The organism is Amycolatopsis sp. NBC_01307 (assembly GCF_035975215.1).
Taxonomy (GTDB): Bacteria; Actinomycetota; Actinomycetes; order Mycobacteriales; family Pseudonocardiaceae; genus Amycolatopsis.
Genome location: NZ_CP108403.1, coordinates 7063658 through 7084855, shown reverse-complemented (window position 1 = coordinate 7084855; position 21198 = coordinate 7063658). Strand labels below are relative to the sequence as shown.

The 21198-nt window shown below is 68.8% G+C and carries 19 protein-coding genes and 1 pseudogene; 11 read left to right on the top strand and 9 right to left on the bottom strand.

What is annotated here, in order from left to right:
* Positions 1 to 303: 303 nt before the first annotated feature.
* The 7 genes from OG439_RS30665 (at position 304) to OG439_RS30635 (ending at position 8691) form a co-directional block, all read left to right on the top strand.
* On the top strand, positions 304 to 1116 hold the full coding sequence (locus tag OG439_RS30665; protein WP_442792234.1) for an SGNH/GDSL hydrolase family protein: 813 nt from the start codon (positions 304 to 306) through the stop codon (positions 1114 to 1116).
* Between the two features lie 137 nt (positions 1117 to 1253).
* Positions 1254 to 2867, top strand: coding sequence for a carboxyl transferase domain-containing protein (locus OG439_RS30660; protein ID WP_326944235.1), 1614 nt, complete (start codon positions 1254 to 1256; stop codon positions 2865 to 2867).
* A gap of 2 nt (positions 2868 to 2869) precedes the next feature.
* Positions 2870 to 4855 carry an acetyl-CoA carboxylase biotin carboxylase subunit gene (locus OG439_RS30655; RefSeq protein WP_326944234.1) on the top strand — a complete coding sequence of 662 codons (1986 nt, stop codon included), beginning with the start codon at positions 2870 to 2872 and terminating at the stop codon, positions 4853 to 4855.
* Positions 4852 to 6006, top strand: coding sequence for an acyl-CoA dehydrogenase family protein (locus tag OG439_RS30650; protein WP_247057353.1), 1155 nt, complete (start codon positions 4852 to 4854; stop codon positions 6004 to 6006). The genes OG439_RS30655 and OG439_RS30650 overlap by 4 nt, the downstream gene beginning before the upstream one ends.
* Positions 6007 to 6064: 58 nt before the next feature.
* Complete coding sequence (locus OG439_RS30645) at positions 6065 to 6577, top strand: GNAT family N-acetyltransferase (protein WP_326944233.1); 513 nt, start codon at positions 6065 to 6067, stop codon at positions 6575 to 6577.
* 59 nt (positions 6578 to 6636) lie between these two features.
* Positions 6637 to 7482, top strand: a complete 846-nt coding sequence (locus OG439_RS30640) for an SDR family oxidoreductase (protein ID WP_326944232.1) — start codon at positions 6637 to 6639, stop codon at positions 7480 to 7482.
* A 132-nt stretch (positions 7483 to 7614) separates the two neighbouring features.
* Entirely contained in the window at positions 7615 to 8691 is a 1077-nt protein-coding gene (locus tag OG439_RS30635; RefSeq protein WP_326944231.1) for an alpha/beta fold hydrolase, read from the top strand.
* A 34-nt stretch (positions 8692 to 8725) separates the two neighbouring features.
* Here the strand turns inward: OG439_RS30635 and OG439_RS30630 are convergent, their stop codons facing one another.
* From OG439_RS30630 to OG439_RS30595, 8 genes and pseudogenes are all read right to left on the bottom strand, one after another.
* Positions 8726 to 9202 carry a restriction endonuclease gene (locus OG439_RS30630; RefSeq protein WP_326944230.1) on the bottom strand — a complete coding sequence of 159 codons (477 nt, stop codon included), beginning with the start codon at positions 9200 to 9202 and terminating at the stop codon, positions 8726 to 8728.
* Positions 9193 to 10323 carry a DNA-methyltransferase gene (locus tag OG439_RS30625; RefSeq protein ID WP_326944229.1) on the bottom strand — a complete coding sequence of 377 codons (1131 nt, stop codon included), beginning with the start codon at positions 10321 to 10323 and terminating at the stop codon, positions 9193 to 9195. Before OG439_RS30625 ends, OG439_RS30630 begins: the two co-directional genes overlap by 10 nt.
* 259 nt (positions 10324 to 10582) lie before the next feature.
* Positions 10583 to 10813, bottom strand: a pseudogene (locus OG439_RS30620) (acyl-CoA dehydrogenase family protein); the annotation flags it as partial.
* A gap of 23 nt (positions 10814 to 10836) precedes the next feature.
* On the bottom strand, positions 10837 to 11700 hold the full coding sequence (locus tag OG439_RS30615) for a peptidoglycan recognition protein family protein (RefSeq protein WP_326944228.1): 864 nt from the start codon (positions 11698 to 11700) through the stop codon (positions 10837 to 10839).
* A 2-nt stretch (positions 11701 to 11702) separates the two neighbouring features.
* On the bottom strand, positions 11703 to 11924 hold the full coding sequence (locus OG439_RS30610; protein ID WP_326944227.1) for a hypothetical protein: 222 nt from the start codon (positions 11922 to 11924) through the stop codon (positions 11703 to 11705).
* A gap of 46 nt (positions 11925 to 11970) precedes the next feature.
* On the bottom strand, positions 11971 to 13176 hold the full coding sequence (locus OG439_RS30605) for an acyl-CoA dehydrogenase family protein (RefSeq protein ID WP_326944226.1): 1206 nt from the start codon (positions 13174 to 13176) through the stop codon (positions 11971 to 11973).
* A 17-nt stretch (positions 13177 to 13193) separates the two neighbouring features.
* A complete protein-coding gene (locus OG439_RS30600; RefSeq protein ID WP_326951651.1) occupies positions 13194 to 14489 on the bottom strand; it encodes an acyl-CoA dehydrogenase family protein in 1296 nt (431 codons plus the stop codon).
* A 100-nt stretch (positions 14490 to 14589) separates the two neighbouring features.
* The gene (locus tag OG439_RS30595; protein ID WP_326944225.1) at positions 14590 to 15417 is read right to left on the bottom strand and encodes an SDR family NAD(P)-dependent oxidoreductase; all 828 of its coding nucleotides are present in this window, start codon (positions 15415 to 15417) and stop codon (positions 14590 to 14592) included.
* 100 nt (positions 15418 to 15517) lie between these two features.
* On the opposite strand from OG439_RS30595, the gene OG439_RS30590 reads away from it, so the two are divergent.
* Entirely contained in the window at positions 15518 to 16351 is an 834-nt protein-coding gene (locus OG439_RS30590; protein ID WP_326944224.1) for a helix-turn-helix transcriptional regulator, read from the top strand.
* On the opposite strand, the gene OG439_RS30585 is transcribed toward OG439_RS30590, so the two are convergent.
* Positions 16346 to 17551: a low temperature requirement protein A gene (locus OG439_RS30585; protein WP_247057333.1), complete on the bottom strand. Its 1206-nt coding sequence runs from the start codon at positions 17549 to 17551 to the stop codon at positions 16346 to 16348. The genes OG439_RS30590 and OG439_RS30585 overlap by 6 nt on opposite strands.
* Positions 17552 to 17669: 118 nt before the next feature.
* Here OG439_RS30585 and OG439_RS30580 point away from each other — a divergent pair, with 118 nt between their 5' ends.
* The 3 genes from OG439_RS30580 (at position 17670) to OG439_RS30570 (ending at position 21198) form a co-directional block, all read left to right on the top strand.
* Positions 17670 to 18593: an effector-associated domain 2-containing protein gene (locus OG439_RS30580; RefSeq protein ID WP_326944223.1), complete on the top strand. Its 924-nt coding sequence runs from the start codon at positions 17670 to 17672 to the stop codon at positions 18591 to 18593.
* A gap of 147 nt (positions 18594 to 18740) precedes the next feature.
* Complete coding sequence (locus tag OG439_RS30575) at positions 18741 to 20174, top strand: VMAP-C domain-containing protein (RefSeq protein ID WP_326944222.1); 1434 nt, start codon at positions 18741 to 18743, stop codon at positions 20172 to 20174.
* Positions 20152 to 21198, top strand: a complete 1047-nt coding sequence (locus tag OG439_RS30570; RefSeq protein WP_326944221.1) for an AAA family ATPase — start codon at positions 20152 to 20154, stop codon at positions 21196 to 21198. The genes OG439_RS30575 and OG439_RS30570 overlap by 23 nt, the downstream gene beginning before the upstream one ends.

The window sequence follows — 21198 nt, the reverse complement described above, 5'->3', positions numbered from 1 at the left end:
CCGGTTAGCGGTCGCTAACTTCCCTGGTGAGCGTCTATGACGCAGATCGCGGGCCACGGTGTTCCCCGGCTGATGTAGCGCGGGTGGATCCCACCGGACCACGCTGCCAACGCCGCGCCCGACGGCGCCACGCGCTCGGTGAAGGCCTGGAAACCGCGCAGCAGGTGGCGGCTGACCGGTGCGAATTCCACCCACCTGACTTAAGTAGTGGGCCAAGAGGGTTACTTACGAGTAATCGCTCTTCCTTGTGAAGGCCTCACCTGGTGTGATTTTCCCATCGGTTCTGTCACAAAGGAGTGGCCCATGGGGGTTCCGATCCGTACCGCGCGACGCTTTCTCCTGCGGCTGACCACAGCACTGGGTGCCGTCGCCCTGTCCACCCTCGGCGTCGTGGGCACCGCTCATGCCGCCGGGGCCGTCTACGCCGCGCTCGGCGACTCCTACTCCTCCGGGGTCGGGGCCGGCAGCTACGGCAGTTCCGGGAGCTGTTACCGCAGCTCGAACGCCTACGCCCAGCTGTGGACCAACGCCCACGCCGGCACGGCGCTCACGTTCCTGGCCTGTTCCGGCGCCAAGACGCCGGACGTCATCAGCCAGGCCAACTCGATCCCCGCCAACGCGACCCTGGTCACCGTCACCGTGGGCGGCAACGACGCCGGCTTCACCGACGTGATCCAGACCTGCACCCTCGGCAGCGACGCGGACTGCACCAATCGCGTCAACACCGCGAAGACCTACGTCAACAACACCCTCCCGGCGCTGCTGACGAACACCTACAACGCGATCAAGGCGAAGGCGCCGGGCGCGCGGCTCGTCGTCCTGTCCTACCCGCGCTTCTACACCGTGCCCGGCTCCTGCTGGGTCGGGCTGAGCGACACCAAGCGCACCGCGATCAACTCGGGCGCCGACACGCTGGCGTCGGTGACGGCGTCGCGCGCGGTGGCGGCGGGCGCGACGTTCGTCGACGTCCGGTCGGCGTTCACCGGCCACAACATCTGCTCCTCGGCCGGCGACTACCTGCACAGCCTCACCTGGCCGGTCATCGAGTCGTACCACCCGACGGCGGCCGGCCAGTCCGGCGGCTACTACGCCCCGCTCCGGGGTGCCATCGGCTGAACCCGGTCCCCTCCGGTCGTGAAGGCCATCCCGGTGCGTCCGGGGTGGCCTTCACGGCGTCCGGGCGACTGGACAGCCAGGTTAGCGGTCGCTAACATCGGGACGGAGGTTAACGACCGCTAACTTCGAGGGAGCCCATGGACACGCCGGCTCTGGGGACGTCTGCTGCCCCGGACAGCGAGGCTTACGCCCGCAACGCCACATCCCACGCGGAGCTGGTCGAAGACCTCCGCAAACGCCTCTCGAGCGCCCGCCTCGGCGGCCCGGAGAAGTCACGCACCCGGCACGTCGAACGCGGCAAGCTGCTCCCGCGCGACCGCGTCGACACGCTGCTGGACCCGGGTTCGCCGTTCCTCGAGCTGTCGCCGCTGGCCGCGAACGGACTGTACGACGACGAAGCGCCGTCGGCGGGCATCATCACCGGGATCGGGCGCGTCTCCGGCCGCGAGTGCGTGATCGTCGCCAACGACGCCACCGTCAAGGGCGGCACGTACTACCCGATGACGGTGAAGAAGCACCTGCGCGCCCAGGAGGTCGCGCTCCACAACAACCTGCCGTGCGTCTACCTGGTGGACTCCGGCGGCGCGTTCCTGCCGCGGCAGGACGAGGTCTTCCCGGATCGTGAGCACTTCGGCCGGATCTTCTACAACCAGGCGACGATGTCCGCGCGCGGCATCCCGCAGATCGCCGCGGTGCTCGGCTCCTGCACGGCGGGCGGCGCGTACGTCCCCGCGATGAGCGACGAGGCCGTGATCGTCCGGAACCAGGGCACGATCTTCCTCGGCGGCCCGCCGCTGGTGAAGGCCGCGACCGGCGAGGTCGTCACGGCCGAGGAGCTGGGCGGCGGCGACGTCCACTCGCGCCAGTCCGGCGTCACCGACCACCTCGCCGACGACGACGCGCACGCGCTGCGGATCGTCCGCTCGATCGTCTCGACGCTCGGGCCGCGCACGCCGCGCCCGTGGGACGTCCTGCCGACCGAAGCACCGGCCGTCGACCCCAACGAGCTGTACGGCGTGGTGCCGACCGACTCGCGCACGCCGTACGACGTGCGCGAGGTGATCGCGCGGATCGTCGACGGCAGCCGGTTCGGCGAGTTCAAGAAGGAGTACGGCGCGACGCTGGTCACCGGGTTCGCCCGGATCCACGGCCACCCGGTCGGCATCGTCGCGAACAACGGCGTCCTCTTCGCCGAGTCCGCGATGAAGGGCGCGCACTTCATCGAGCTGTGCGACAAGCGCTCGATCCCGCTGCTGTTCCTGCAGAACATCACCGGCTTCATGGTCGGGCGCGCCTACGAGGCCGGCGGCATCGCCAAGCACGGCGCGAAGATGGTCACCGCGGTGGCCTGCGCGCGGGTGCCGAAGCTGACCGTCGTGATCGGCGGCTCGTTCGGCGCCGGCAACTACTCGATGTGCGGCCGGGCGTACTCGCCGCGGTTCCTCTGGATGTGGCCGAACGCGCGGATCTCGGTGATGGGCGGCGAGCAGGCGGCGTCGGTCCTCTCGACGGTCCGCCGCGACTCCATCGAGGGGCGCGGCGGCGAATGGTCCACAGAGGACGAAGAGACGTTCAAGGACCCGATCCGCGAGCAGTACGAGGCGCAGGGCAGCCCGTACTACTCCACCGCGCGGCTGTGGGACGACGGCGTCATCGACCCGGCCGACACCCGCACGGTCCTCGGCCTCGCGCTCTCGACCGCGGCGAACGCTCCCTTGTCCGATGTCAACTACGGCGTCTTCCGGATGTGATCATGTTCGACTCAGTGTTGGTCGCGAACCGTGGCGAGATCGCGGTGCGGGTCATCCGCACGTTGCGCGACCTCGGCATCCGCGCCGTCGCCGTCTACAGCGACGCCGACGCCGAAGCGCGGCACGTCCACGAGGCGGACACCGCCGTCCGCATCGGGCCCGCCGAAGCCGCTCGCAGTTACCTGTCCATTCCGGCCATTGTGGACGCCGCCGTGTCTTCGGGCGCGCAGGCGGTGCACCCGGGTTATGGCTTCCTGGCCGAGAACGCCGCGTTCGCGCAGGCGTGCGAGGACGCCGGACTGGTGTTCATCGGGCCGCCGGTCGCCGCGATCGACGCCATGGGCGACAAGATCCGCGCCAAGGCGACGGTGTCGAAGGCCGGTGTCCCGGTCGTGCCCGGAGCGTCCGATGTGGACATCCCGGCCGGCGGGTTCGCCGCGGCCGCGGCCGACGTCGGGTACCCGCTGCTGATCAAGCCGTCCGCCGGTGGTGGCGGCAAGGGCATGCGGCTGGTGCACGCTCCCGATGAGCTGGACGAGGCCATCGAGTCGGCGCGGCGCGAGGCCAAGAGTTCCTTCGGCGACGACACCCTGCTGATCGAGCGGTTCGTCACGACGCCGCGGCACATCGAGATCCAGGTCATGGCCGACACGTTCGGGCACGTCATCCACCTCGGTGAGCGCGAGTGCAGCCTGCAGCGGCGGCACCAGAAGATCATCGAGGAGGCGCCGTCGGTGCTGCTCGACGAGGCGACCCGCGACAAGATGGGCACGGCGGCCGCCGAGGCGGCGCGCTCGGTCGGCTACGTCGGCGCGGGCACGGTCGAGTTCATCATGTCGGCGCACAACCCGGACGAGTTCTTCTTCATGGAGATGAACACCCGGCTGCAGGTCGAGCACCCGGTCACCGAGCTGGTCACCGGCCTCGACCTCGTCGAGTGGCAGGTCCGCGTCGCGGCCGGTGAACGGCTTTCCGTTGCGCAGTCGGACGTTTCCCTGCGTGGCCACGCCGTCGAAGCGCGGGTGTACGCCGAGGACCCGGCGCGCGGGTTCATCCCGACCGGCGGCACGGTGCTGGCGGTGCACGAGCCGTCCGGTGACGGCGTGCGCGTCGACTCCTGGCTGGCGCCGGGCGCGGTGATCGGCTCGAACTACGACCCGATGCTGGCCAAGGTCATCGCCTGGGGTCCGGACCGCGCGGCCGCGTTGCACCGGCTCGACCGGGCGCTGGCCGACACGGCGGTGCTGGGCGTCGGCACGAACACCACGTTCCTGCGGGGATTGCTGGCGGACGAGGACGTGCGGTCCGGGCGTCTCGACACCGAACTGGTCGACCGTCGTCTGTCCACATTGGTCTCCTCGGAGGTGCCCGCGGAGTTCTTCGTCGCGGCCGCGTTGGACCGCCTGCTGGAGCTGCAGCCGTCGGGTTCCGTTGTGGACCCGTGGGACGTCCCGGACGGCTGGCGGATGGGCGCGGCCGGCGGCGTGACGTTCCGGTTGAAGTCCGGCCGGACGTCGGCCGTGGTGCGGGTGGAGGGCACGCCTGCCGCGGCGACCGTCTTCGTCGACGACGCGGCGCCGGTGCGCGTCTCGGCGCGCCGTGACGGGTCCCTGCTGGAGGTTCGCCAGGGTGGCGTGCTCCACCGGTACCGGCACGCGTCCGGTCCTGATCGGACGGTGTGGCTGGCTCGCGACGGTCAGAGCTTTCCCTTCGGGGAGCAGGAATTCGTGCTGTCGTCACGCGGCGAGGCCGCCGGCGCCGGGCCGGTCGTCAGCCCGATGCCGGGCACCGTGCTCGTTGTCAAGGTCGCCGCGGGCGACGTCGTGCGTGCCGGGACGCCGTTGCTGGTCGTCGAGGCGATGAAGATGGAGCACACCGTCACCGCGCCGATCGATGGCGTCGTCAGTGAACTTCCCGTCCGGGCCGGCCAACAGGTCGCGCTGGACGAAACCCTTGCCGTAGTGACGCCCCAAGAGGAGCAGCCGTGATCGACTTCCGCCTGGACGAGGAATACGAGTCCCTCCGCAAGACGGTCGAGGACTTCGCGCACGCCGAAGTGGCGCCGGTGATCGGCGCGCTGTACGAGAAGGAAGAGTTCCCGTACGAGATCGTCGCGAAGATGGGCGAGATGGGCCTGTTCGGCCTGCCTTTCGCGGAGGAGTTCGGCGGCATGGGCGGCGACTACTTCGCGCTGTGCCTGGCCTTGGAGGAACTCGCCCGCGTCGACTCGTCGGTCGCGATCACGCTGGAGGCGGGCGTTTCCCTTGGTGCGATGCCGATCTACCGCTTCGGCACGCAGGAGCAGAAGGAAAAGTGGCTCCCGTCGCTGTGCGAGGGCACGGCCCTGGGCGGCTTCGGCCTGACGGAGCCGGGCGGCGGTTCGGACGCGGGCGCGACCCGCACGCGCGCGCGTCAGGACGGCGACGACTGGGTCGTCAACGGCAGCAAGGCGTTCATCACGAACTCGGGCACGGACATCACCCGCCTGGTCACGGTCACCGCCGTGACGGACGTGATGGAGAACGGCCGCAAGGAGATCTCGGCGATCCTCATCCCGTCGGGCACGCCGGGCTTCGAGGTCGCGCCGAAGTACTCGAAGGTCGGCTGGAACTGCTCGGACACGCACGAACTGTCTTTTTCGGACGTTCACGTCCCGCTGGCGAACCTGGTCGGCACGCGCGGCCGCGGGTACGCCCAGTTCCTGTCCATTCTGGACGAAGGCCGCGTCGCGATCGCCGCGCTGTCGGTGGGCCTGGCCCAGGGCTGCGTCGACGAGTGCTTGGGCTACGTGAAGGACCGCGTCGCGTTCGGCAAGCGCATCGGCGAGTACCAGGCGATCCAGTTCAAGATCGCCGACATGGAGGTCCGCACCCACACGGCCCGCCTCGCGTACTACCAGGCGGCGTCGAAGATGCTGCGCGGCGAGCCGTTCAAGAAGGAAGCGTCGATCGCCAAGCTGGTGGCCTCGAACGCGGCGATGGACAACGCGCGCGACGCGACCCAGATCTTCGGTGGCTACGGCTTCATGAACGAGTACCCGGTGAGCCGCTTCTACCGCGACGCCAAGATCCTGGAGATAGGCGAAGGGACGAGCGAGGTCCAGAAGATGCTGATCTCCCGCCACCTCGGCGTGGGCTGAGCTGCTCGCCTTCGCCGAAGCACGCCCGCGCGTCCGCCCGGTCCGGTAAACAGGGGGCATGGACAACATCGTCATCCGATCGGGTGACTCCGGGGACGTCGACATCCTGCTGCGCTTCTTCGACGAAGCCGTCGAGTGGCTGGTCGCGCGGGGCAGCTCGAAGCAGTGGGGGACCGAGCCGTGGAGCGGCGTTCCGAAGCGGGTCGAGCGCGTCCAGGGCATGGCCGCCGATCCCGGGTTGCGGATCGCGATGGTCGAGGGTCAGCCCGCGGGCGCGCTGATCGTCTCCGAGGACCACGATCCGCACGTGCCCGCCGTCGACGAGCGTGAGCTGTACGTGCGGCTGCTGATCACCTCCCGGCGGTTCACCGGGCAGCGCGTCGGCGGGCGGCTCGTCGAGTACGCGCTCGACGAGGCCAAGCGCCGCGGCATCGACCTCGTGCGCGTCGACTGCTGGGCCGGCGGTGACGGCGACCTGCAGCGCTACTACGAGAGCCAGGGCTTCAAGCCGACCGTGCGGTTCGACGTCGACGGCTGGACCGGTCAGGTGCTGGAGCAGCGCGTGGGGTAGCGCGATCGCGGCCGGCGAGCGACACTGTTGACGCGTTGCCAACAGACGAAGGAGTCGCCGTGGCCGAGAATCTCGCGGGCAAGGTCGTCGTCATCACCGGCGGCGGGCAGGGGATCGGCGCGGCGACCGCGTCGGCGCTCGCCCGGCTGGGCGCACAGGTGGTGATCGGCGACCTCGACCAGGTCCGGGCCGAGAAAACGGCCGGTGAGCTGGGCGCCGACGCGCTGCCGCTGGACGTCACCGACATCCGCGGTTTCACCGGGTTCCTCGACGAGGTCGAACGCCGCCACGGCCGCATCGACGTGCTGATCAACAACGCCGGGATCATGCCGCTCGCCGGCCTCGAAGAGGAGAGCGACGCGACGACCCGGCGGCAGCTCGAGATCAACCTGCACGCCGTCATCCACGGCACCCGCGAAGCGATGAAGCGGATGCGGCCACACCGCAGCGGGCACATCGTCAACGTCGCGTCGTTCGCCGGCAAAGCGGGCTTTCCGGGCGCGGCGACGTACTGCGCGACCAAGCACGCCGTCGTCGGGCTGTCCGAGGCCGTGCACCTGGAGCTGCACGGCTCCGGCGTGCACGTCTCCTGCGTGATGCCCGCGATCGTGCGGACCGAGCTCGCGAGCGGCCTCGGCGAGGCGAAGCTGTTCAAGTCCGCGAGCCCGGCAGACGTCGCCGACGCCATCGTCGCCGCGCTGCGGAAGCCGAAGTTTGACGTCTTCGTGCCCCGGTCACTGGGTCCTATGGGCAAACTCACGGGACTGCTGCCGCGCCGGGCCGCCGAACTGCTCGCGCGGACGTTGAAAGCGGATCAGCTTTTGGCTTCAGCGGCCCATTCCCCGGCCCGTGCGGCGTACGAAGCGCGGGCCGCGGAGAGCGCTCCCGGGGCGGGCCCGGAGTAACTCGGACGGCCCAACGACTGTCCGAATCGGACGTGCTTGCGGGGTGCTTGCCGGTGTGGTGATGTTGAGCCGCGCGCGTCCGCACTGGCAAGATTGCCTGGAATCCCCGGGGGACATCCAGGAGGCAAGAGAATGGCTTCACCGCCCGCACGGCTGGCCGCCGCGGCGTCGAACGTGGTCGGCAAGGTGCTGCACGGCGGGGTCGCCGATCTCCGCCCGATGCCGCGGGTACTGATCGACCAGGGCCCGAACCGCTCGGTGTACCGGATGACGCACAGCAGCCGTCCGGTGTCGGGGCCGCCGATCCTGCTGGTGCCGCCACTGGCCGCGCCGGCGATCTGCTTCGACCTGCGCCGCGGCTGCAGCCTCATCGAGCACCTCGTCGAGGCCGGCCGCAACGCCTACCTCGTCGACTACGGCATGGTCGCGTTCTCCGACCGGCGCCTGGGCATCGAGCACTGGATCGACGAGGTGCTGCCGCGCGCGATCCGCAAGGTCAGCGCCGACAACGGCGGCCAGGCCGTGCACCTGGTGTCGTGGTCGCTGGGCGGGATCTTCTCGCTGCTGGTGAACGCCGACCAGCCGGACCTGCCGATCGCGTCGATCACGGCGATCGGCTCCCCGGTGGACTTCACGGCGATCCCGATCGTCGCCCCGTTCCGCCCGCTGGTCGACCTCACAGGCGGCCACCTGCTGACGCCGATCTACCGCGCGTTCGGCGGCGCACCGTCCTATTTGGTCAGCCGGGTGTTCAAGGCGACGGGCATCAGCAAGGAGATCACGAAGCCGATCGCGATCCTCAAGAACCTCGACGACCGGGACTACCTGGCCCAGATCGAGGCGGTGGACCACTTCATGGACAACATGTACGCCTACCCGGGCCGCACGTTCGGCCAGCTGTACCACCGCCTGTTCCGCACCAACGACCTGGCGGAGGGCAAGGTGGACCTCAACGGCCGGGTGATCTCGCTGTCGACGGTGAAGGTCCCGACACTGGTGGTGGCGGGCCAGAACGACACGATCGCGCCCCAGGCGTCGGTGGAGCGCGTGGTGGAGCTGCTGGACAACGCGCCCGAGGTCCGCTTCAAGACTGCGCCGGGCGGGCACCTGGGCGTCCTGACCGGCCGCAAGGCGCGCGGCACGACGTGGCGCTACCTGGACGAGTTCCTCGACGACCGGATCGCCGCTTCTGAAGGGAGCGCAGTGTGACCTGCGGTTAAGGTAGGCGTGAGTGGCCTTGTCTTCAGATTGCCTCGCGGCTGCTTTTGATCAGCTCCTCCGCCTTGGGGCGAGCTTGCTGACTCCGAGCTGCGGGAAGCGGCAAATCGATCACGGTTGCCAAGACACCGCTGAGCAGGGCTAGCCGCTGATGAATCTCAGGGTTTAAGAGTTGCTTAATGGTTATCAGTTCGATATTTAACTTGTCTTGCCATCGCGCTCTGGCAGCTTCTTCTCTCGCGCCGCGCGTGAAGCTAAATGCTACAACATAGCCGCAGTCGCTGCCGGCCCTCCGGACGGCGGTTTCAAAGTTGTCGATCACGTTTCGTCCAACTCTTTCGGACTGTTTCACCTGTATTGGATCATGAGTCATGAACGAGTAGCCATCAATGCCCATGTCGCCAGACTTGCGCGGAGCGTGAGTGCCCCAGCACTTCTGTATTACCCAATTCTGAAACTCAAACGCTTTGAGATTATGTAGATCATCTTCCGCTACGGGCATTCCGATGACTTTGGGAACTGTTCTTTTGGCGAGGACTTTCTGATTCGGGCTTCCATGATGTTCACGGCTGTGGGGCTGATGTCGATACCTATCCACTCGCGCGACATTTTTTCCGCGACTGTGACCGTCGTGCCGCATCCGCAAAAAGGATCCAGGATCAGGTCACCCGTGTTGCTGCTGGCCTCGATAATCCGCCGGAGCAGCGCCTCTGGTTTTTGGGTCGGGTATCCAAGTCTCTCTTTGTCTCGGGTCGACAGCCATCTGACGTCAGAATCGACACCTTCATTGGTTCCGAATACTGCGCCCTCAGTGTACGGTTGATAGGCCCAGATGTCTGGGACGGTCGTGCCGTCTTGAGGGGTGATGTAGTGTTGATAAGAGGGCCAGTAGTTGTCCGGATTAAGCATGATGAGGCCTAGTTCGAGGAGTCGGTCAAGCTTCTCGTGTTGCGTTAGGCTCGAAAGATCGTCATCAATCTCATCTAATAATGCGCGAGGTATCGCCCAGTGTCGCCCTTTGCTTGTTGGGTCGATCCCTCTCCAGGGCATTCCTGACAGCCCGCCGCGTCGCCCGCTTCCGGTTAGAACGTTTCCATAGTAGTTGGTTCGCCACCCGCTCTCGTCTTGGATGAAGTGCTCCTTCACGTGTCCTTTCATGTATGGGCGTTTAATCTTATTCCATATGTAGCTATTGCTTTTTGTGTAAAAGAGGATGGTGTCGTGAATCGGGCTGTAGCGTCGGGCCTTTCCGTGAGCACCTGTTCTGCGCCAGACTATTTCATTTCGAAACATGGATTGGCCGAATATCTCGTCAAGCATTACCTTTAGATAGTGGCTTGCATGTGGGTCGCAATGAAGGTAGAGAGAGCCGCTATCCTTGAGTACGCGATGCAGCTCTCGGGCCCTGTCGCGCATCCATTCGATGTAGAGGGTGATGCCGCCTGCCCACCTGTCTTCGAATGACCTGACTTCAGCCTCGTCGCCCCAGATGACTTCATAGTTTCGGTTCGAAAAGAATGGTGGGTCCAGGTAGATGAGATCCACGGAATTGTCTGGAATTCGCGTCAACTGGCGTAAGTTATCCTCGCAGTATAATACTCCGGTCTCGAGTCTCTGTTTCATGTGACCCTCCCTGATTCTGGGCGATGCTCAGGCGGCGACCATAAAAGATCATCGTTGCTCGATTCCATGCGGTTCGGCAATAGGGCAGATGGGTAACCACGAATGCTGAACAGGCATCCGTTGTCACGATGAGTGATCGGCTTTGGGATGATCAGGCGTGGGGCATAGACTGTCGGTATGAAATGTCAGCATTAGTGCAGCGGAGGACGTGTCGGATAATTTCCGTCCAGATTCATTCTTGGGCTCCCGACTTAGAGCCCTACTTCAGCTGAGCGGACGTCTTCCCCAGCACTCGGTCGAGCTACGATGAGCTGCTGAATCTGTTGAGTGCCTTCGAAAACTCGAGGATCTTCGCGTCCCGCGCCCACTTCTCGAGCAGCGACTCCTCGCCGTACGCGCCGGTCAGCTCGACGCACTTCAGCGCGATGTCCACCACCGAGCGGCCGGCCTTGGCCTTCGCCATCGAGGCCTGCACCGAGTTCGGCTTGCGGGTTGTCCGCTATCGCCGCCGGCTCAGCCGACTAGGTCGAGGTCGAACGGCTCGGCCGCGCTGTAGCTGACGTCCGCCCACACCGCGCCCGGCAGCTCGTAACGCCGGTGCGACGTCAGCTTCGGGTCGTAACCCGGCTGCTGCGCGGGGTCGTGGCCGACGCCCGCGTGGTCCGAACCCCACGCGAGGATGCCCGGCACCCACATCGGCTTCGCGGAGCCGTCGTCGCCCAGCCGCGGCCGGACGACGATCGCCGAGCCCGGGCTGCCGGACAGGAAGACGCGCACCGTGTGCGCACCCGCGTCCGGCGGCGTGACCGTGATGCGTTCCAAGATCTCGACTCCTGTCGTGCCGGGTGCGCCGGTGGTGGCGCGCTGGCGGAGCCAGCCGGTGTCGATGCCGGCCGGGTCGATCTTGCGGCCGGGTGGCACGCAGACGTCCTTGTGCCCGGCGTAGCGCTCGACGCCGCGGGACATGTAGCGCAGCAGTGCGGCGACGAGTTTCGGGTAGGCGTCGCGCTGCGCGTCGGTCCAGCCGCCGTTGCCCGCGGACTCCGCTTCGATGCCGAGGAACTCGTCGTTCAGGTCGAGGAACCCGAGCCAGCGGGACGCGCCGGCGTGGTAGGCGCAGCCGGCGGCGACGACGTAGATCGTGCCGCTGCGGCCGAGGCCGAGGTTGCACAGCGGCCCGGCCAGGTCGGGGCGGCCGCGGGTGACGAGGTCCAGGGAGGGGTAGTCGCCCGGCGCGGAGTCGGCGGTCGCGGTGTGGTGCCCGACGACCCCTTCGACGACGCGCATGCCGCCGTGGCCACGGGTCTGCCACCCGGCGACCTCGACGACGGGGTAGCCGGTGCTGCGAGCGGCGTCGACGAGCCAGGGGACGTACACGGTCAGCCCTCCAGCGCGTCGTAGGCGCCGGAGTCGGCTTCGGTGTCGGACGAGTCGTGCGCGGCGATCCGCGCGGCGAGCGCGGCCCGGGCTTCGTCGAGGGTCTTCGGGTTCTGCCGCCCGGAATCCCACCCCTCGGCGGCCCACTCTTCGGGCGTCTTGATCGGAGTGGTGTCACCGGGCTCGTACACCACGGCGTCGTCGGTCCTGGCAGGTTCGGTCAAGGTCGGCCTCCGCGGGCGAGCGTACCGGAGGCCGACCGCCGGCGACCTACTTCAGCTGAGCACTCGTCTTCCCCAGCACCCGCCGAGCCACGATGAGCTGCTGGATCTGCTGGGTCCCCTCGAAGATGTCGAGGATCTTCGCGTCCCGCGCCCACTTCTCGAGCAGCGACTCCTCGCCGTAAGCCCCGGTCAGCTCGACGCACTTCAGCGCGATGTCCACCACCGAACGCCCGGCCTTGGCCTTCGCCATCGACGCCTGCAGCGAGTTCGGCTTGCGGTTGTCCGCCATCCACGCCGACTCCAGCGTCAGCAGGTACGCCGACTCGTAGTCCGCTTCCAGGCGCAGGAACTCCGCGGCCGCCGCGTGCTGGGTGTGTGCCGGGCGGTCGTAGTCGATGACCACGCCCGCGTCCGTCAGGATCCGGCGCGTCTCCTCCAGCGCCGCCCGTGCGACGCCGATCGCCATCGCCGCCACCAGCGGGCGGGTGTTGTCGAACGTCTGCATGACGCCCGCGAAACCCTTGGCCGTGTCGATCTCCGGCGTGCCCAAGAGGTTCTCCGCGGGGACGCGGCAGTTCTCGAAGCGCAGCACCGCGGTGTCCGACGCGCGGATGCCGAGCTTGTGCTCGACGCGCACCACCTCGAGGCCCGGCGTGCCCTTCTCGACCACGAACGACTTGATCGCCGCGCGGCCCTTCGTCTTGTCCAGCGTCGCCCACACCACGACCGCGTCCGCGCGCTCGCCCGACGTCACGAAGATCTTCTCGCCGTTGAGGATGTAGTCGTCGCCGTCGAGACGCGCGGTCGCCGTGATCGCGGCCGAGTCCGAACCGCACGACGGCTCGGTGATCGCCATCGCCGCCCACAGCCCGGAGAAGCGCTTGAGCTGCTCGTCGGTCGCGACCGAGCCGATTGCCGCGTTGCCCAGGCCCTGCCGCGGCATCGACAGCAGCAAGCCGACGTCACCCCAGCACATCTCGATCGTGCCGAGGACGACGTTCAGGTTGGCGCCGTTGCGGTTGCCCTTCTTGGCGTCGTCGGAACCGGAACGCCGGACGCCCGCCGCCCCGGCGCCGCCTTCGCCGGACGAGTTCAAGCCGTCCAGCAGCGCCGCGAACATGTCCAGCTCGGCGGGGTAGGTGTGCTCCGCGCGGTCGTACTTGCGCGAGATCGGCCGGAACACCTCGGCCGCGGCCTGGTACGCCTGGTTGATCAGCGCGCCGGCCTTCTTGGGAGCTTCCAGGTTGATCATCGGTTCAAAGCCCTTTCCTAAAGAAGGACGGCGCCTTCCATGACGCCGATGGCCCGCAGGTCCCGGTACCAGCGCTCGACCGGGTGCTCCTTGACGAAGCCGTGCCCGCCGAGCAGCTGCACGCCCGCGTTGCCGATCTGCATGCCCTTGTCCACGGCCAGCTTCCGGGCCAGCGCGACCTCGCGGGCGTAGGACTTGCCCTGCTCGGCCCGGGACGCGGCGCGCAGCGTGACCAGCCGCAGCCCCTCCAGCTCGATCGCGATGTCGGCCACCGAGAACGCCACGGCCTGCCGGTGGCTGATCGGCTCGCCGAACGCCGTCCGGTCGTTGACGTAGGGGACGACGTAGTCGAGGACGGCCTTCGCGGTGCCGGCGGCCAGCGCCGCCCAGCCCAGCCGCGAAAGCCGGACGAGCTCGGTGAAGACGTCGAGCTTGCCGCCGCCGAGCAGCGCGCCCGCCGGCAGTGCGACGCTCGAAAGGTGCAGCTTGCCGGTCGCGGCGCCGCGCAGGCCCATGGCCGGCTCGGCCTCGATGGTCACGCCGGCGTTCGACGACTCGACGAGGAACAGCGCCGGGCCGCGGCCTTCGAGGTCGGCCGAGACGATGAACAGCTCCGCCTGCGCCGGGCGCGGGACCAGCGACTTCACGCCGTCGAGCTGGTAGCCCTTCGGGGTGCGGCGAGCCTTCGTCGCGGGCTTGAACGGGTCGTACAGCGCCCGCTGCTCCTGCAGCGCGAGCGCCGCGGCGGGCACGTTCTCGCCGACGAACGCGGGCAGGTAGTCCGCCTGCTGCTGTTCGTCGCCCCAGCTGACCAGCGCGGTGCTGACCGCGGACGGCGCGAGCACCGCGACCGCGAGCCCGAGGTCGCCGTGCGCGAGGGCCTCCGCGACCAGCGCGTTGGTGACGACCGAGCGTTCGGTGCCGACGCCGCCCAGCTCCTCGGGGATGCCGACCAGGCTGATGCCCAGCTCGGCGGCCCGGCTCAGCAGGCCTTCCGGGGCTTCGAGCTTGGCGTCGGCGTCCGCGGCGGCCGGGCGCAGCTGCTCGGCGGCGAACTCCGTCACGGTCTCGACGATGAGCTGCTGGTCCTCGCTCGGCGTGAGGTCGAACAGCCCGGTGTCGGACGTCGGCGCGAGCCGGGCGGGCTTGCCCAGCTTCCGCACCGACGTGAACGACCGGGTCGCCGCGCCCGCGGCGCGGAAGCCGTTGCGCGTCCCCGCCGTGACCAGGCCTTCGATGGGCTTGCGCAGCCCGGCCCGATCCACGACCTTGCTCCCGGCCAGCCGGGTCAGCGCCGAAAGGCCCCAGCCCATCGCGTCCCGTTTCCTTGGCGCAGCCATGTGGCCCTCCATCCCGTTACCTACTCGTGAGTAGGTTAACGTGGGATGCGGCTCGGCGCCAGTGCGGGGTCACTTACGAGTGAGTCAGCCGGGCCGAGACGTCCCAGAGGGCGCGCGCGACGGCCGCGTCGCTGTCCGCGGGCCGCCGCCGGGCCGGCTTCGGCGTCTCACCGGATCGCCCGCCCGGGCCGAGGTAGGCATTGCCCGGGACGTCCTCGGTCGCGGCGAAGAGCGTGGGCAGCGCGCCGTACTCCGTCTTCTTCTGCGTGATCAGCGGGTAGAGCGCCTTGACCACCACCGCCTGGACGCCGCCGGCGTGCCGGTCGAGCCCGGTCCGCGCGACGCCCGGGTGCGCCGCGACGGCCAGCACCTTGCTGCCGGCCTCGGTGAGCCGGCGCTGCAGCTCGAGCGTGAACAGCAGGTTCGCCAGCTTCGACTGGCCGTAGGCGCGCATCGGCGAGTAGTGGCGGCGGTCCCAGTTCAGGTCGTCCAGCTCGATCTTGCCCGTCCGGGACAGGCCGGACGCCACGGTCACGACGCGGCCGGTCAGGTACGGCAGCAGCAGGTTCGTCAGCGCGAAGGGCCCGAAGTGGTTGACGGCCATGTGCGTCTCGAAGCCGTCGACGGACTTGCCGTACGGCACGGCCATCACGCCCGCGTTGTTGACGAGCACGTCGAGGTCGCCGGACCAGCCGTCGGCGAACGCGCGCACCGAAGCCAGGTCGGCGAGGTCGAGGCGGCGGACCTCGGTGTCGCCGGGCGGCGGCGTGACGCGGGCGGGGTCGCGCACGGCGAGCACGACGTGCGCGCCGCGGGCGGCCAGGTCGCGGGCGGTGATGGCGCCGAGGCCGCCTGCGGCACCGGTGACGACGAAGGTGCGGCCGGAGAGTGAAGTGGTCATGCGCTCAGCGTCGCCGCGACGGGCGGGCCGTGGCAGAGCGCGTCGAACGGGGGATCGGCGATCCCTGGCACGCCCGGCGGAAGCGCCGATAATCGAGGGTGTGGACCGACCCGAACTCGCCGACTTCCTGCGCCGCCGTCGTGAGGCACTGAGCCCGGAGGACGTCGGGCTGCCGCCGGGGCAGCGTCGTCGTACCGCCGGCCTGCGCCGTGAGGAGGTCGCGACGCTCTCGGGCATGTCCACCGACTACTACACGCGGCTGGAGCAGCAGCGCGGACCGCGGCCGTCGGAGCAGATGCTCGTCGCCATCGCGCGCGGCCTGCGCCTGTCCCTCGACGAGCGCGACCACCTGTTCCGCCTCGCCGGCCACACCGCGCCGACGCGTGTTTCGCGCTCCGACCACGTCAGCCGGCCGTTGATGCGCGTGCTGGACCGGCTGCACGACACCCCCGCCCAGGTGATGTCGAACCTCGGCGAGACGCTCGTGCAGAACCAGCCGGCCAAGGCGCTGCTCGGCGACGAGACCGGCTACACCGGCCCCGCGCGCAGCGCCGTCTACCGCTGGTTCACCAACCCGGACGAGCAGCTGATCTACCCGGCGGCCTACCGCCCCCGGCACGCCCGGTTCCTGGTGGCGAACCTCCGGACGGCCAGCGGCACCGACGCCCGGGCCACCGAGCTCGCGCGGCTGGTCCGGGCGAAGAGCGCGGAGTTCGCCGAGCTGTGGGACGCGCACGAGGTCGGGGTGCCGTCGGAGCGGCGCAAGACGATCGTCCACCCGAACCTGGGCGAGATCGACCTCGACTGCCAGCTGCTGTTCACCGACGACCTCGCGCAGGTGCTGCTGGTGTTCACGGCCACGCCCGGCACCGAGGACGCCGAGAAGCTGCAGCTCCTTTCGGTCGTCGGCCCGGAACTGCTCGAGTCGTCATGAGTGCTCGGCGTGCACCTGCTTGCGCCACTCCGCGAACTGCAGGCGTTCGAAGGCGATGAGCGCGAGCACGACCGCGGCGACGATCAGCACCAGCACGGCGGCGGGCACGTGTTCCAGCAACGGCGTCGCCGCGACCAGCAGGACCGCGATGACGAGGCGCTGGTGGTTCCAGCTGCCGAGGTTGCGCTTGCGCAGGGAGCTCAGCGCGATCAGGTAGAGCGCGAGCCCGCCGGTCAACGTCCAGGCCGGTACGCCGTGCAGCGCTTCGCCGGGCGCGTGGTGCTCGGTGTCGGCGACGTAGAGGAGCGCCTTCTTCAGGCCGAGGGCGACCAGCACGATCCCGGCGATCAGCGGCAGGTGCAGGAACGTGTAGGAGTCGGTGGCGAGCTTCGCGCGCTCGCGCCCGGTCGCCCGCGTCAGCCGGTGCTCGGACACGCGCGCGACGACGTCGAAGTACGTCCACCACATGCCCGCGGCCAGCGCGAGCCCGCACACGGCCGCCCCGGTGACCGGCCACGACATCGGCAGCGCCCCGATCCCGATGCCGATCGCGACGATCGACTCCCCGAGCGCGATGATCACGATCAGCCCGAACCGCTCGGCGAAGTGCGCGGGCGAGTTCAGCCGCCAGCCGTCGGGCCCGGTGAGGTAGACGTTGAGGTAGTCGACGAGCAGCGCGACCACCCACAGCCCCAGCTGCCACGGCCCGCTCAGCGCCGTCGCCACACCGAGCAGGATGACGCTCGGCAGCAGTCCGACGAACATCCGGAGCAACACGCGCTTCAGCCCGGGATCATGCCGCGCGGCGCCCAGGTAGGCGACGAGGTGCAGCAGCCGCACAAGCGCGTAGCAGACCACGAACAACACGGGCGCGAACAACCCGCCAGGATGATCGACAAAGGCTTCGGGAATGGTGAGCGAGACGAGGAACATCACGGCCATCGCCCCGAACATCGCGAGCCGCGCGATCCCGTGGTCGACGTGGATGGTGGTCCCGAGCCAGGCGTAGGAGCACCAGCACCACCACAGGACGGCGAGCATGGCCAGCCCCTGCCCGACCCCGAGCGGGCTCAGGTGGTCGGCCATCAGCTGGGTGGTCTGGGTGATGGCGTAGACGAAGACCAGGTCGAAGAAGAGCTCGATGGTCGAGACGCGGTGGTCCTCATCCGCGCTCACCAGGTGCAGGCGTCTCGTTGGCACGCCGAATTATGGCCAGTGCGGCCCGCTGACGTCCGCGTTTCGGGGTAACGCCCTGCGCGAACATGGCCGCGTGTGCATATGTCTGGGACACTGAGCGCGGGACGTGGGGAGGTGGGCCGTGCATTCCTATTCGGCCGCGCTGCACCGGACGATCATGGCCGTCGACATCGCCGGCTACAACAACCCGAGCCGCACCGTCGCGCACCTGCGGGTCGTCCACGAAGGGCTTTGGGCGCTGCTGCGCACCACGTTCGCCGAAACCGGGATCCCCTGGGACGTCTGCTTCGTGGAGAACACCGGCGACGGCGCGATGATCCTGCTGCCCCCGGAGATCGCCAAGGCCGACCTCGTGGCCCAGCTGCCCGAGCGGATGCTGGCCGAGCTGCGCCGTTACAACGCCGTGCACGCCGCGGGCGCGCGAATCCAGCTGCGGCTGGCGCTCAACGCGGGTGAGGTGCACGAAGGGAGCCACGGCTCGATCAGCCCGGCCATCAGCTTCACGTTCCGGCTGCTCGACGCGCCGGCGGCCAAGTCCGCGCAGAAACTGACCGGGGCCGACCTCGCCCTCATCACTTCGGAGACGTTCTTCCAGGACGTGGTCAAACACGACCCGGCCGCCGACCCCGGCTCGTACCGGCCGATCGCGGCCGAAGTCAAGGAAACGTCGGCCCAGGCCTGGTTGCGCCTCCTGGGTGCCCCGATCGCCGAAGCCTTCGTACCGGCACCGTCGTCGCCCGCGGCGGTCGTCCTGCCGGTTCCGTTCACCGCGTTGGTCGAGGCGCTGCTGGCGGTCGAATGCGTGCGGAGCGCGGAAAGCCGCCGGGTCCTGCTGCGCGCGTTTTCCCGCCGTGAGATCGCCGACGCGGTCCCGCACCAGGCGGAAGACCGGTTGCACGTGATCGAACTGGCGCGCACGTGCGAACGGTACGACGGCGGCCTGGAGGAACTGCTCGCCGCCGTGCGCATGCTCGATCCGGGGTCACCGCAAGTCGAAAGACTCGGTTCGGTGATCGCGAGCCGCTCGGCGCTCGGAGTCCGTTAGCAGTTGTCCGGCTTTTGCCCCTTTTGCAAGGCCACCTGATAGGTAGACTCGCGATCTTCGGGGCACTTCGCGGGGGCGGGAGGTGGTACGCCGGTGTCGGCAAGGCAAGGGCGTCCTCCCAACGGCATCGCGATTCGCCAGGCCCTCGTGGACGTACTGGTGGTGGCGGGATTCGCCGACGACAAATCCATCCGCACATTGATGGTCTCGGAGCTGCGGAGAGCACTCGACAATCCCTTCACCGTGCCGGACCAGCTCGCCCCGCGTGATCAGCTGATCGAGATCGTCAACGGCTGCAGCGTGATCGAATCCGGGTTGCCGACGCTGGCCGCCGTGCTCGAATTCCTCCGGCCGGGCACGAAGGAGTGCACCCGGTTCCGCGATCTGGTGGATTCCCTGCCGTTGCGGGATGTGGTACCGGAGTCGGAACAGGAGGCGTTCCGGCAGCGGCTCGAAGGATTCGCGCCGCCTGGACTCCGGGCCGCCGTTCGCCGGGCCGCGCGCCACGTCGTGCCGGCACCGCTCTACGCGGACGCGGGCCAGGCCTTCTCCGGCCTTGCGGACTTCAACGCCGCTCCCGGAGAACTGCCCCCGGTGGTGGCCTTCGCCGAACTGATCGCCGCCGAATGCGACGAACAGCTGGCGGTGCACCTGCGCAAGTGGTCTGACGGACAAGCGCACCGCCTTCGGCTCGACGACGCGCTCCACCGGCTTCGGTCCCAGGTCACGCCGTCGCTGTCGGGGCGGTTGCACCTGACCATCATGATCAACCCGGACTCCGTCGACGCGGATCGGCACGAGATCTCGCACTGGCGTCAGGACGATCCCGCCGAGTGGCCGCCACCGCGCGGGGAAACCGTCACGACGACCTCGGCCGAACTCGAAGACGAAGTGGCGAAAGTGATCTCCGCGGCGGAAGAGGCGTGGTCGGAAAGCGACGCGGAAGTCGTCCTGGAGTTCGTGCTTCCGCGTGTTCTGCTGGATCTTCCGGTGCACACCTGGCGCACGGAGCGTGACTTCGGCTCGCCGCAGCCGCTGTACATGACTTATCCGATGGTAATTCGTTCACTGGAACGGATGAGTTCCCCGCGTTCGCACCGGGTTTGGCGACGACGGTGGGCTTCCTGGACGCAAGAACCATCCGTCGAACGAGTGTATTTCTGCGAGCGCGACGACACCGAAGATCATCAACGCCTGGATGCGATTCTGAGCGACGAGCGGTGGTTGATGACCGTGTTGACCGCGACGCCGTCATCGGACCCGATTCCGGGCCGGGACGAGCTTTTCGCCGCTTTGCGCGCGGGCTTGCCCGTCATCGTTTGGCACCCTACGGTCTCTTCGGAAGCCGTGCGTGAGGTGGTAACCTGGTTGGCCAGCAGCGATGATTTGGGGAATTTGCCCGCACTGACCCGGAAACACCGGCTCGACGCACTCCGAAATAGGTCGTCGTCCCCGGATGGCGGCATCATAGGGGATTTGGTGGTGCTATGGGACGACCCGAGCCGGATGCTCCCCCTCGGCGACGGCGGAGCCGGCCCGGTTCCCGGAGGGGGTGCCGATGAGCACGACCGAGCTTCCTGAGCACCCGCCGGACTGGTGGATCTACCGGGGCACCGGGCATCCCCTGCAGGACACGCACCTGGCCGACCGCTTGCCGCCGCCACCGCCGTGGCGTGACTTCCGGCGCGACGGCGAGCCGCTGGCCGCCGACGTGCCGCAGGACGACGCCGAGATCCAACGGCGGCTGGGCGCGGAACTGAGCTTCACCGCCGGGCACGCCAACCGGACCGAAGTCGACATGGTCAACGCCGCGCTGTACCTGCGCCGTCCCCTGCTGGTGACCGGGAAACCCGGCAGCGGCAAGTCCACGCTGGCCTACCGCATCTCCCGCGAACTGCGGCTGGGGCGGGTGCTCCGCTGGTCGGTCACGTCGCAGACGACGTTGAAGTCCGGGCTCTACGACTACGACGCCATCGGCCGCGTGCAGGCGTCGGCGGCCCCCACCAGCACCGAGACCGGCGAGCCGCCCATCGGCGACTTCGTCCGGCTGCGCGAGCTGGGCACGGCGTTCCTGCCCCGGCGCCTGCCGCGCGTCCTGCTGGTGGACGAGCTCGACAAGGCCGAATCCGACCTGCCCCACGACCTGCTGTCGATCTTCGAAGACGGCGAGTTCCTCATCCCGGAACTGGCGCGGGACGCCCGTCGTTCGCCGGTCGCCGAGGTGTTCACGGCCGATCCCGGGTACACGGCGGAGATCGAGAACGGCGTCGTCCGGTGCTCGGCGTTCCCCGTCGTCATCGTCACCAGCAACGGGGAACGGGACTTCCCGCCGGCGTTCCTGCGCCGCTGCCTGCGCCTGGAGATGAAGGACCCCGGTCCGGCGCAGCTGGCCGCCATCGTCGCCGCGCACGCGCTCGACCCACAGCACCGCGCGGTGCTGATCGAGGACTTCGTCGCGCGGCGGACGGCGCTCGGGAGCCTGCCCGCGGACAAGCTGCTCGACGCGATCTTCCTGGCGACGTCCGGGGCCTACCGGCCGGACGATCCCGGCTGGCCGGGCCTGGTCGAGGCACTCTGGCAGCACCTGAACCAGCAGGGGCACTGA